Genomic DNA, 12,282 nt, shown 5'->3' with positions numbered 1-12,282 from the left:
CGCGGTCGCGTTTCGAGACCCCTTTCGAACCCTGGCGCGCGATGCGTTTCGAACCCCGTCAGTTGGTTTGCCAAAAACTCGCAAATTTTCCGCTCACCATCGGTTCAACCCCCGTTAAGCTGGCGTTTCGCCCCAGCTCAGACCGATTGCCCACCGATCACCCAAGGTCAAACAAACCTCAAGTTTGTTTCGAATGGCTTTCGCTAAATGATCATCAGGCACTGACGGACCTTAATCGGGCGCATACCCAACTCGACATCTTCTGGCAAACGATTTTCGCCCCCGCGAAGGCCCTGAAACGCCCCCCGGCAACGCCTCCGGCGGGTAACCCCGAACAGGGTGTGCGATCTTCGTCACATCTGTTGTGACCAGCGGCTTTTCGAGTCTCGCTGAGTGGAACCGACACCGTGCGGATTCGCGCCACGACCCCGCCTGCGCGGGCCGGCTCCGGGCGCCACACTGATGCCGATCCGACATCGCACTCCCGGCCCGGACGCCGAACCCGGACAGCAAAACGCCGAACCGGACACAGCCGAACCCGGACATGGAAGAAGGCCCCCGATCCGATTCGGATCGAGGGCCTTCCTCGTGGTGGGCGAGGGGGGACTTGAACCCCCACGTCCTTACGGACACTGGCACCTGAAGCCAGCGCGTCTGCCATTCCGCCACTCGCCCTGAGCGACGTGAAGAAACGTATCACGGGGTCTGCACCAAAACGAAATCGCCTGGTTATCGGGGGTACGGACAGGCGATCACCATCCACGGTCGACCCGGGAACCTCGGCTCGCCGCCAAGAGTTACAGGTGTGGACGATCGTGGATATCATGCAATCACCGTGTCCTTGCGGCGACACGCCATGTCCGCGTGTTGCTATTCAAGGACACATCGCGCACGTCACGCCGGTCGGAACAGATGACACGACGCACGCTCCCGCACCGGAGCGGCAGAACCCGAGAAGGGAGGGGGCATGGGAATTGTTTCCCGATTCGAACGCCGTCTCCAGGGGGCTGTCGGCGATGTCTTCGCCCGCGCCTTCGGCGGGAGCGTCGTGCCCCAGGAGGTCGAGGCCGCACTGCAGCGCGAGGCCGCCGACCACATCCAGGATCTCGGTGGTGGGCATCTGCTGGCTCCGAACAGCTATGTCATCACCGTCAACGAGTCGGATCTACGGCAGCTCGTCCAGGGCGAGGGACAGCCGGATCGCGATCTCGCCACGCAGGATTACGAGCTCACCAAGCGTGCTTTCGCCAAGCATCTGCAGGACTACATCCGCGAGCAAGGGTGGCAGACCTACGGTGAAGTACACGTGGAGTTCGAGGCATCCCCTACGCTGCACACCGGACAGTTCAGGACACGCGGCCGGGTCGATCCGGACGCGGGTGGGCGGGCAGGCCCGTCACCGGGACCTGGACGCCCACAACGACCCAACCCGCAACCAGGAGCTGGCCCCATGACGCAGAACTCAGGCTACGACCCAAGCCGTGAGCCCGCGGAGTCCGATCCGCGGAACCGCGGGTACGCGCCCCCGCCTGCGGGCCGTCAAGGTCAGCAGGGTTACGGCGAGTACGGCCGCGGTGGTCAGCAGGGCTACGAGCAGGGCGGCTACGGCCAGTCCGAGCAGGCCTACGGCGACTACCAGAACGGCTACGACTACAACCAGCAGGGCGGCGGTTACGGCCAGCAGCAGGGCGGCTACGCCGAGCAGGGCTACGGCCAGCAGCAGGGCTACGGCCAGTCCGAGCAGGCCTATGGTCAGCAGCAGGGCTACGCCGACCAGGGCTACGGCCAACAGCAGCACGGCTACGACCAGGCCTACAGCGAGCAGGGCGGCGGTTACGGCCAGCAGCAGGGCGGCTACGCCGACCAGGGCTACGGCCAACAGCAGCACGGCTACGACCAGGCCTACAGCGAGCAGGGCGGCTACGGCCAGCAGCAGGGCTACGCCGACCAGGGCTACGGGCAGCAGCAGGGCTACGGCCAGCAAGGCTACGACCAGTACCAGGAGCAGGCCGGCTACGGCGACGAGCAGGGATACGGACAGCAGCAGGGCTACGGTCAGCAGCAGGCCGGTTACGGCGCTGCGCCGGCACGCGGCGGCTCGGGTTACTCCGCCACGCTGCAGCTGGACGACGGCTCCGGCCGTACCTACCAGTTGCGCGAGGGCAGCAACATCATCGGCCGCGGGCAGGACGCGCACTTCCGGTTGCCGGATACGGGAGTTTCCCGGCGGCACATCGAGGTTCGCTGGGACGGCCAGACCGCGATGCTCTCGGACCTCGGTTCGACCAATGGCACGCTGGTCAACGGGTCTCCCGTCCAGGATTGGCAGCTCGCCGACGGGGATGTCATCCGCGCCGGACATTCCGAGATCCTGATCCGGATCGTCTGATCCCGTAAGCTCGCGGTGCAGGTCACGATATGGCTGGGAATTCCTCGGTCGTATCGTGATCGCAACCGGTCGACGGCCCTATGATGCTGCGAATACTCGCGGCGGACTCTGGCCGCGCTGACCAGCAACACACCGGTTGGGGGTCACGGAGCCACACCTCCGTAACTGCCCCGTACTTACGACACGGTCGAACAGGAGGTGGAGCACCGTGCAGGGATTGATCCTGCAATTGACCCGTGCGGGGTTCCTGCTGTTGTTGTGGCTGTTCGTGTGGGCGGTGCTCCGAACCCTGCGCAGCGATATCTACGCGGCTTCCGGCCTCCGGGTCGCGCCTCGGGCCGCAGGCGGTTCCGCGGTGCTCCCATCATTTCGCCGGGGCCAGAAGGGCGCCAAATATCTCGTGGTGACTCAGGGTTCTCTCGCCGGCACCCGCATCTCGCTCGGCACACAGCCGGTGCTGATCGGGCGGGCCGACGACTCCACACTGGTTCTCACCGACGACTACGCCTCCACCCGCCACGCGCGACTGTCTCCGCGCGGTGAGGATTGGTACGTCGAGGATCTCGGTTCCACCAACGGGACCTACCTCGACCGGTCGAAGGTCACCACTCCGGTCCGAGTTCCACTCGGCACCCCTGTCCGTGTCGGTAAGACAGTGATCGAGCTGCGATCGTGACACTTGTTCTCCGCTACGCAGCGCGCAGCGACCGTGGTCTCGTCCGAGCCAACAACGAGGATTCCGTCTACGCAGGTGCGCGACTGCTCGCGCTGGCGGACGGCATGGGCGGCCACGCCGCCGGTGAGGTCGCCTCGCAGCTGATGATCGCCGCCCTGGCGCATCTGGACGACGACGAGCCCGGCGACGATCTGCTGGGCAAGCTGAATCGTGCTGTGCACGAAGGCAATGCGGCCATCGCCGACCAGGTCGAGGAGGAGCCGGAACTCGACGGCATGGGCACCACGCTCACCGCCATCCTGTTCGCCGGGCGCAAACTCGGCCTCGCGCACATCGGCGACTCCCGCGCCTACATGCTCAGAGGCGGTGAGCTGGCCCAGATCACCCGCGACGACACCTTCGTGCAGTCGCTGGTGGACGAGGGGCGGATCACCCCGGAGCAGGCCCACACTCATCCCCAGCGCTCGCTGATCATGCGGGCGCTCACCGGCAACGAGATCGACCCCACCCTGGTGGTGCGGGAGGCGCGTGCCGGGGACCGCTATCTGCTCTGCTCAGACGGCCTCTCGGACGTGGTCAGCGACGAGACCATCGCCAACACGCTGCGCGAGGGCACCACCGACGAGTCGGCGGACCGGCTCATCGAATTGGCATTGCGCAGTGGCGGTCCCGACAACGTGACCGTGGTGGTCGCCGACGTCATCGATCTGGACTACGGCCAGAGCCACCCGATCGTGGCGGGCGCGGCCTCCGGCGAGGACGAGGACACTCCCCCGCCGAACACCGCCGCCGGCCGGGCCGCCGCCATGCGCCCGCCGCGCGCCACGCCGCGCCGCGCGGTGCCGCAGCCCGAACCCGAACCGCCCAAGAAGAGCCACAAGCTGCGCTGGCTGGCGCTGTCGCTGGCCCTGCTGGTGGCGGTGGGCGCGGGACTCACCGTGGGCTACAACATGATTCGCAGCAACTACTACGTCGGTGTGGACGGCGAGAAGGTGGTCGTGCTGCGCGGCCTGCCCGGTTCGGTGCTGGGCTACTCCATCCGCGATGTGGATCAGGTCGGATGCGTCACGCGCGGCGGCGAATTGACGCTGACCGCGCCCGGCGACAAGTTTCCCTCCGGCTGCGCCCAGCTGACCCGCAACGATCTCCGCCCCAGCGGCCGCGATTCGGTCGACAAGGGACTGCCGCCCGGTTCCCGCGACGACGCCGTCAAGCAGATCCGGAACCTGGTGCAGGGCGAACTGCTGCCCCCGTGCGAGAAGCAGCAGCAGGCGCCGGCCACTCCGTCGACCACGCCGGTCCCGCCGCCCGCCGACCCCAACCAGCCGGGCACACCTGTCACCACCACCCCGGCCGCGCCCGGCAACCTCACCGGCGGTGAGCGCACCGGCGAGAACCACCCGCTGGAACCCCGCAAGACCGACCAGCCGACCGCTCCTGTCACCACCACCACGGCACCGCAGACTCCGGGGCAGAACTGCAGGACGGCGGACTGATGTCCGCACCGGCACCGCCGTCCACTGGGGCTTTTCCCAGTCCACCGGGCGGATTCGCTCCTGCGCCGCCGCCCGCCACCCGGCGCAATGTCGAGTTGCTGCTGCTGGGGCTGGCGGCCGTCATCACGACGGTGTCGCTGGTGCTGGTGGAGGCCAGTCAGGAGCAGGCGATCACCTGGGAGATCGCCAAACTCGGTGCCGCGTACATGGCATTGTTCGGCGTCGCGCATCTGGCGGTGCGGCGGTTCGCGGCCTTCGCGGATCCGCTGCTACTACCGATCGTGGCGCTGCTGAACGGGTTGGGCCTGGTGGTGATCCACCGCATCGACCTGGCACAGGCACAGGACGCCGCGTTCGCCTCCCTGCCCATCCCCTCCCCCGATGCCAACCAGCAGGTGCTGTGGACGGGGCTGGGGATGGTGGTTTTCGCGGGGTTGTTGATCGCGCTGCGTGACTACCGCAGCCTGGCCCGCTACGCCTACACCCTCGGTCTGATCGGGGTCATCGCCCTGGCCCTGCCCGCGGTGCTGCCGGACCGGTACTCGATGGTGAACGGCGCGAAGATCTGGATTCGCCTGCCGGGCTTCAGTGTTCAGCCCGGTGAGTTCGCCAAGATCGCGCTCATCGTGTTCTTCGCCGGTGTGCTGGTGTCCAAGCGCGACCTGTTCACCGGCGCGGGCAAGCACGTGTTCGGCATGGAGCTGCCGCGCATGCGCGACATGGGCCCGATCCTGCTGGTCTGGGTGCTGTCGGTGGGCGTGCTGGTGGTGGAGAAGGATCTGGGCACCTCGCTGCTCATCTTCGCCACCGTGCTGTGCATGCTCTACATCGCGACCGAGCGGGTGGGCTGGGTGGCGGTCGGGCTGGTGCTGCTGACCATCGGGGTCGTGTTCGCCTACTTCGCCTTCGGGCATGTGCGGGTGCGGTTCTCGACCTGGCTGCACCCCTTCGCCGACTACTCCAATACCGGCTACCAGATCTCCCAGTCGCTGTTCGGGCTGGCCACCGGCGGACTGGCCGGGACCGGGCTGGGCAGCGGGCGGCCCTCGCAGGTGCCGTTCGCCAAGACCGACTTCATCATCTCCGCCATCGGGGAGGAGCTCGGCCTGATCGGGCTGACCGCCATCCTGATGCTGTTCTGTGTGTTCACCATTCGCGGGATCCGCACCGCGCTGGCCATTCGCGACAGCTTCGGCAAGCTGCTGGCCGCGGGCCTGTCCTTCACGATCGCCATCCAGGTGTTCGTGGTGGTCGGCGGTGTCACCAAGCTGATTCCGCTGACCGGTCTCACCACGCCCTACATGTCCTACGGCGGTTCGTCCCTGCTGGCCAACTACGTGCTCCTGGGCCTGCTGATCAAGGTGTCCGACGCCGCTCGCCGACCGGCCCCCGCCCGGAAGCGGGCGGAGCCGATCGCGGACGCGTCGACTCAACTGCTGCGCAAGGTCGAGGGGGGTGGCGCGTGAACACGCCTCTGCGCCGGGTGGCACTGGCGGTCATGGTGATGATCGTCGCGCTGCTGGCCAATGCCACCTATGTGCAGGTGTTCAAGGCCGACAGCCTGCGCAACGATCCGCGCAATGTGCGAGTCCTGCTGGACGAGTACGCCCGTCAGCGCGGCCAGATCTCCGCGGCGGGCACGGTGCTGGCCTCGTCGGTCGCCACCGACGACCGCTACAAGTACCTGCGCACCTACCCGACCGATCCGCTGGCCTACGCGCCCGCCACCGGCTACTACTCGATGCAGTACGGCAGCAACGGGCTCGAGCACGCCGAGGACTCGGTGCTCAACGGTTCCGACAACAGCCTGTTCGGGCGCCGGCTCATCGACATGATCTCCGGCCGGGATCCGCGCGGCGGCAATGTGGTGACCACGCTCAACCCGGTCATGCAGAAGGTCGCCTACGACCAGCTCACCGCCAAGAACCTGACCGGTTCGGTGGTGGCCGTCGAGCCCAGCACCGGCCGCATCCTGACCATGGTGTCCACCCCGTCCTACGACCCGAACCTGCTGGCCGGGCACGACGGCGCCGCCACCCAGAAGACCTGGGAGCAGCTGCAGCAGGATCCGCGCCAGCCGATGCTGAATCGCGCTGTCTCGCAGACCTATCCGCCGGGCTCCACCTTCAAGGTGATCGTGACCGCGGCCGCGCTGTCCAACGGCATCGCCAAGCCCGACGACCAGTTCACCGCGGCGCCGCGGATCACGCTGCCCGACACCACCACCACGCTGGAGAACTACAACGGCAGCCACTGCGGTCCCGGCGACGCCCAAACCGCTTCTCTCACCGACGCTTTCAAGTACTCCTGTAACACCGCCTTCGCCGAGCTCGGTATGAAGGTCGGAGCCGCGAAACTCAAGGACGAGGCCAGCGCGTTCGGGATCGGAACCCAGCACCCCAATCTTCCGATCCCGTGGGCGGACAGTACCGTCGGAACGATTCCCGACAATGCGGCCATGGCCCAGTCCAGCATCGGCCAGCGCGACGTCGCGCTCACCCCGTTGGACAATGCGGTCATCGCGGCCACCATCGCCAATGGCGGCGTGCGGATGAAGCCGTATCTGGTGGACCAGCTGCAGGCGCCCGATCTGAGCACGCTGGAGACCACCAAACCGACCTCGGTGGGCCAGGCGGTGACACCGCAGGTGGCCACCCAGATCACCAATCTGATGCTGGAGTCGGAGAAGAACACGCAGGGAGGGACGCAGCCGCGCTCGTATCAGATCGCGTCGAAGACCGGCACGGCCGAGCACGGCAACGATCCGCGCAACACGCCGCCGCACGCCTGGTATATCGCCTTCGCGCCGGCGCAGAACCCGAAGATCGCGATCGCGGTGATCGTCGAGAACGGCGGCGACCGGGCACTGGCGGCCACCGGCGGCTCCGTGGCCGCCCCGATCGCGCGAGCGGTGCTGGATGCCGGACTGGGGGGCTGAACGACATGAAAGTGCAAGGTAGACAGGGTCACGAATGCTGAACAACGGTGCGATGATCGCGGACCGGTACCGGCTGCAGCGGCTGATCGCGACCGGCGGCATGGGTCAGGTCTGGGAGGCGCTGGACACCCGGCTGGACCGCCGGGTCGCCGTGAAGGTGCTCAAGGCGGAGTTCTCCGCCGATCCGACCTTCCGGCAGCGCTTCCGTACCGAGGCGCGGACCACCGCGCAGCTGAACCACCCGGGTATCGCGAGCATCTACGACTACGGCGAGACGCAGGACGGGTCGGGCGGCGAAATCGCCTACCTGGTCATGGAATACGTGCAGGGTGAACCGCTCAACGCGGTGCTGTCGCGATTGAATCGGCTCTCGGTGGCGCAGGGTCTGGACATGCTCGAGCAGACCGGGCGCGCGCTCCAGGTCGCGCACCTGGCGGGCGTGGTGCACCGGGATGTGAAGCCCGGCAATATCCTCGTGACCCCGACCGGACAGGTGAAGATCACCGACTTCGGCATCGCCAAGGCGGTGGACGCCTCCCCGGTCACCAAGACCGGCATGGTGATGGGCACCGCCCAGTACATCGCACCGGAGCAGGCCACCGGCGAGGACGCCACCGCCGCCTCCGACGTGTACTCCCTGGGTGTGGTCGGTTACGAGGCGTTCTCGGGCGCCCGGCCGTTCACCGGTGACGGCGCGCTGACCGTGGCGATGAAGCACGTGCGGGAGGCCCCGCCGCCGCTGCCCGCCGATCTGCCGCCGAATGTGCGGGAGCTCATCGAGATCACGATGGCCAAGGATCCGAGCCAGCGCTACACCAATGGCGGCGAGTTCGCCGACGCGGTGGCCGCGGTGCGGTCGGGTCGCCGGCCCACCCCGCCCGGCGGCATGCCGGCCGTGCCGCCGATGACCGGCGCCACCCGGGTGTTGCCGCCCGGACCGACCATGATCATTCCGGGTGCCCGGGCCGACCAGGCCACCACCCGGTACGCGCCGCAGCAGCCCATGCGCGGTGTCGCCGAGCCGCCCGCCTCCGCGACCACCGTGATGCCCGGACCACGCACCCCGGTGGGCCCGATGACCTTCACCGGCGCCGAAGACCCCGGAACCGGGCGATTCACCGCCGGCCAGAAGGCCATCGCCGGGCTCGGCGTGGGCGCGCTCATTCTGGGCGCGGCCGCCGCCATCGTGCTGATGAGCAGCTCCTCGCACGACTCCACGCCGCCCGCCCGCACCAGCGCGGTGGTGGCGCCCCCGGTGATCGCGCCGACCACCACCACGCCCCCGACCACCACGACCACCCGGGAACGGCCGGTGCCGCCGCCCGCGGTGACCACCTACGAGCCGCCGCCGACCACCACACCCGAACCGACGACCACGCCACCGCCCACCACCACCGTGCCGCCCACCACCACCGTGCCGAAGACCACCACCTCGACACGGCCGACCACCACCGGCCGCTGGCCCTGGCCGAACAACGACATACCATCATTGCCAGCGAATCCGGGCGGAGCGAGTCCCGGCGGCGGGAATCCCGGCGGGGTGACTCCCGGCGTAGTAAGTCCCGGCAGTAACCGCGGTCCTGTCTACGAGTCCGACCCCTATTCATCCACAGTCCCGCAGCAAGGATTGCCATGACGACCCCGAAGAACCTCTCCTCCCGCTACGAGCTGGGTGAGATCATCGGGTTCGGCGGCATGTCCGAGGTCCACAAGGCCCGGGATCTGCGGCTCGGCCGGGATGTGGCCATCAAGGTGCTGCGCGCCGACCTCGCCCGCGACCCCACGTTCTACCTGCGCTTCAAGCGGGAGGCGCAGAACGCGGCGGCGCTCAACCATCCGGCCATCGTGGCGGTGTACGACACCGGTGAGGCGGAGGTGGACGGCGGCCCGCTGCCCTACATCGTCATGGAGTACGTCGACGGCGATACCCTGCGCGACCTGGTGCGCGGCAAGGGCCCGCTGCCGCCCCGGCGCGCCATGGAGGTCATCGCGGATGTGTGTGCGGCGCTGGACTTCTCGCACCGCAACGGCATCGTGCACCGGGACATGAAGCCCGCCAACATCATGATCAACCGCGCCGGCGCGGTGAAGGTGATGGACTTCGGCATCGCCCGGGCCCTCGCCGACAGCTCGAACCCCATGACCCAGACGGCCGCCGTCATCGGCACCGCCCAGTACCTCTCGCCCGAGCAGGCTCGCGGCGAACAGGTGGACGCGCGCTCGGACGTGTACTCGGTGGGCTGTGTGCTCTACGAGATCCTCACCGGCGAACCGCCTTTCACCGGCGACTCGCCGGTCGCGGTGGCCTACCAGCACGTCCGGGAGGATCCGCGGCTGCCGTCGCAGGTGCATCCGGGCGTGCCGCGCGAACTCGACTCGGTCGTGCTCAAGGCCATGAGCAAGAACCCGGCCAACCGGTACCAGACCGCCGCCGAGATGCGCGCCGACCTGATCCGGGTCCTGGGCGGGCAGAAGCCCACCGCGCCCATGGTGATGACCGATGAGGACCGCAGTTTCGACGACGAACTGCCGCCGCCGCGCAGCTACCGCACCGTCGAACGCCGCGACGACACCACCGAGCAGGAGATCGTCGAGGCGAGCCCGCACCGGCGCACGGCGTTGATCGCCGTGCTCGCGGTGGCCGCGATCGCCGCGGTCGGCGGTCTGCTGTGGATGTTGATCGGACCCGGCTCGCATCCGGATCAGGTCGCGGTGCCGGATGTGGCCAATCAGAACTACCAACTGGCGCAACGCGATCTCGAGCGAGCCGGTTTCACGGTCGCCATCCAGCAGAAGAACGATCCCAAGGTGGCGCAGGGCAATGTCATCGCCACCCAGCCGCTGGGCGGTTCGCGGGTCGACAAGGGCAGCACCGTCACCCTGCAGGTGTCGGCCGGCCCGCAGCAGGTGCCGGTGCCGAAACTGGCCGGGCTCACCCAGCAGCAGGCCGAACAGCAGCTGAATTCCCAGGGGTTGCGGCTGAATCCGGAGGTGAAGCGGGAAGCGTCCAGCACCGAGGACAAGGACAAGATCGTCGGGCAGACCCCCGACGCGGGGCAGAAGATCGACTCCGACGGGCAGGTCACCATCACCCTCGGTTCCGGCCCGGACAAGGTGCGAGTGCCCGACGTGGTCGGGCAGTCCATCGACGTCGCGCAGTCGACGCTGTCGGACACCGCCGGTTTCAAGGTGACCGTGCAGGAGGTGCCGAACAACCAGCCCAAGGGCACGGTCATCGCCACCAATCCGCCCGCGGGCACCCAGGCCGACAAGGGTTCCAGCATCACCGTGCAGGTCTCCAGCGGTGACCAGCTGACCATGCCCGACCTGCGCGGCATGACCCCGGCCCAGGCCGTGGACATGCTGCGGCAGAAGGGCTGGAACGGGCAGGTCAGCCAGAACAACATGAGCACCCTGAACGCGGGTGAGGTCGGGCGCATCCTGGCCCAGCAGCCCACCGCGGGCTCGCCGCTGGGCAAGAGCCAGACGGTGACCATCACGACCGGCGTGCTCTCGCTCGGCCCGCCGTGATGCCGATTCCACTGTGAGAACAGGGGGTTCGCGGACTGTCCGCGAACCCCCCTTTGTTTCATGTGAAACCTTCGGCGCGCGAAACCTACAGTCGCAGATGACGGTTCATCGACATGGCCTCTTCGGCCAGATCCGGCAGCTCGATCACCTCGACGCCGTGCTCGCGCAGCTTCTCCACCCCGATGCAGTTGTCCACGAAGGTGCCGGGCTCCCGCCAGGCGATGACCACGCGCCGGATACCGGCCCGGAGAATGCGATCCGTGCAGGGCAGCCGATCCTGGCTCGCCCGCTGCGAGCACGGTTCCAGCGTGCTGTAGAGCGTGGACGACGGCAGCCGCGGATCGTCCGGCTCCAGCTTGTCGAGCGCCGACTCCTCGGCGTGCACCTTGTCGTCGGTCTCCCGCGACCACCCGTGCGCGATCTCCACCCCGTCCACACCCACGATCACCGCGCCCACCGAGAAGGCGGTGTCGCTGTGCGGGCACAGCCGCGCCAGGCCGATGGCGTGGCGCATCCACCCGCGATCCAGCCGTGCCTCATCCGACATCGGAATCCTCCTTCGGCAGATAGCGCAGCAGCGCGATATCGCCGATCCGGCCCACATCGGCCAGCTGCATGCGGTGATTGGGGCCGCCCGGGAAGGCGGCGGACCCGAGAAAGCGCGGGGCGGCCGGATCCCCGACCACGACCGGCGCCACGGCCATCCAGATCTCGTCGGCCAGACCGGCGGACAGGAAGCCGGTGTGAATAGCACCGCCGCCCTCGACCATGAGCCGCTCCAGGCCGCGTTTACCCAGGTCATCGAGCAGGGCATCGAATTCGATCGACGAGCCGAGGGATACGACCCCGGCCAGTCCGGTCAAACGGTCACCGATGCGGGTGGCCCCGGAATCGGTGGTGTAGACCAGTCTTTCGCCGCCGCAGTGCCAGAACCGCAGTTCCGGGTCGAGATCACCACCGGCGGTGACGATCACGCGCACCGGATACTCCGGCTTGCCCGCAGCGACCCGACGCAGGCGCCGATCCGCACCGTTGACCAGCAGCCGCGGATTGTCGCGGCGCAGGGTCTCCGCGCCGATCAGGATGGCGTCGGAATCCGCGCGCAGCTCGTCCACCCGATCGAAATCGGCTGCGTTGGACAGCAACAGCCGGTCGGGGCCGGTGTCGTCGATATAGCCGTCGATGCTGACGGCCACCGACAGCATGACGTGCGGCCTCATGACGCTGCATCCATCAGGCATGATCGGCGGCC

Annotated in this window: 9 protein-coding genes and 1 tRNA gene; 7 read left to right on the top strand and 3 right to left on the bottom strand. The window is 68.1% G+C overall.

The window, feature by feature from the left end:
- Nucleotides 1-589: 589 nt before the first annotated feature.
- Nucleotides 590-675: transfer RNA gene (locus ACQP1O_RS00170), tRNA-Leu, on the bottom strand.
- A 292-nt stretch (nucleotides 676-967) separates the two neighbouring features.
- On the opposite strand from ACQP1O_RS00170, the gene ACQP1O_RS00165 reads away from it, so the two are divergent.
- The 7 genes from ACQP1O_RS00165 (at nucleotide 968) to pknB (ending at nucleotide 11,030) form a co-directional block, all read left to right on the top strand.
- Complete coding sequence (locus ACQP1O_RS00165) at nucleotides 968-2,389, top strand: DUF3662 and FHA domain-containing protein (protein ID WP_433563924.1); 1,422 nt, start codon at nucleotides 968-970, stop codon at nucleotides 2,387-2,389.
- 208 nt (nucleotides 2,390-2,597) lie between these two features.
- Nucleotides 2,598-3,065 carry an FHA domain-containing protein FhaB/FipA gene (locus ACQP1O_RS00160; protein WP_040862589.1) on the top strand — a complete coding sequence of 156 codons (468 nt, stop codon included), beginning with the start codon at nucleotides 2,598-2,600 and terminating at the stop codon, nucleotides 3,063-3,065.
- Nucleotides 3,062-4,561 carry a PP2C family protein-serine/threonine phosphatase gene (locus tag ACQP1O_RS00155; protein ID WP_433563923.1) on the top strand — a complete coding sequence of 500 codons (1,500 nt, stop codon included), beginning with the start codon at nucleotides 3,062-3,064 and terminating at the stop codon, nucleotides 4,559-4,561. Before ACQP1O_RS00160 ends, ACQP1O_RS00155 begins: the two co-directional genes overlap by 4 nt.
- Nucleotides 4,561-6,027: an FtsW/RodA/SpoVE family cell cycle protein gene (locus ACQP1O_RS00150; protein ID WP_433563922.1), complete on the top strand. Its 1,467-nt coding sequence runs from the start codon at nucleotides 4,561-4,563 to the stop codon at nucleotides 6,025-6,027. The genes ACQP1O_RS00155 and ACQP1O_RS00150 overlap by 1 nt, the downstream gene beginning before the upstream one ends.
- Nucleotides 6,024-7,499, top strand: coding sequence for a peptidoglycan D,D-transpeptidase FtsI family protein (locus ACQP1O_RS00145; protein ID WP_433563921.1), 1,476 nt, complete (start codon nucleotides 6,024-6,026; stop codon nucleotides 7,497-7,499). The genes ACQP1O_RS00150 and ACQP1O_RS00145 overlap by 4 nt, the downstream gene beginning before the upstream one ends.
- A 34-nt stretch (nucleotides 7,500-7,533) precedes the next feature.
- A complete protein-coding gene (locus ACQP1O_RS00140; protein WP_433563920.1) occupies nucleotides 7,534-9,135 on the top strand; it encodes a protein kinase domain-containing protein in 1,602 nt (533 codons plus the stop codon).
- Nucleotides 9,132-11,030, top strand: coding sequence for a Stk1 family PASTA domain-containing Ser/Thr kinase (pknB, locus tag ACQP1O_RS00135; protein ID WP_433563919.1), 1,899 nt, complete (start codon nucleotides 9,132-9,134; stop codon nucleotides 11,028-11,030). The genes ACQP1O_RS00140 and pknB overlap by 4 nt, the downstream gene beginning before the upstream one ends.
- Nucleotides 11,031-11,115: 85 nt before the next feature.
- Here the strand turns inward: pknB and ACQP1O_RS00130 are convergent, their stop codons facing one another.
- The gene (locus ACQP1O_RS00130) at nucleotides 11,116-11,577 is read right to left on the bottom strand and encodes a dCMP deaminase (RefSeq protein ID WP_433563918.1); all 462 of its coding nucleotides are present in this window, start codon (nucleotides 11,575-11,577) and stop codon (nucleotides 11,116-11,118) included.
- Entirely contained in the window at nucleotides 11,567-12,250 is a 684-nt protein-coding gene (locus ACQP1O_RS00125) for a RibD family protein (RefSeq protein ID WP_433563917.1), read from the bottom strand. Before ACQP1O_RS00125 ends, ACQP1O_RS00130 begins: the two co-directional genes overlap by 11 nt.
- Nucleotides 12,251-12,282 lie beyond the last annotated feature (32 nt).

It is taken from the genome of Nocardia sp. CA-151230 (assembly GCF_050942175.1).
Classification (GTDB): Bacteria; Actinomycetota; Actinomycetes; order Mycobacteriales; family Mycobacteriaceae; genus Nocardia.
This window is presented reverse-complemented; position numbering and strand designations above follow the sequence as displayed.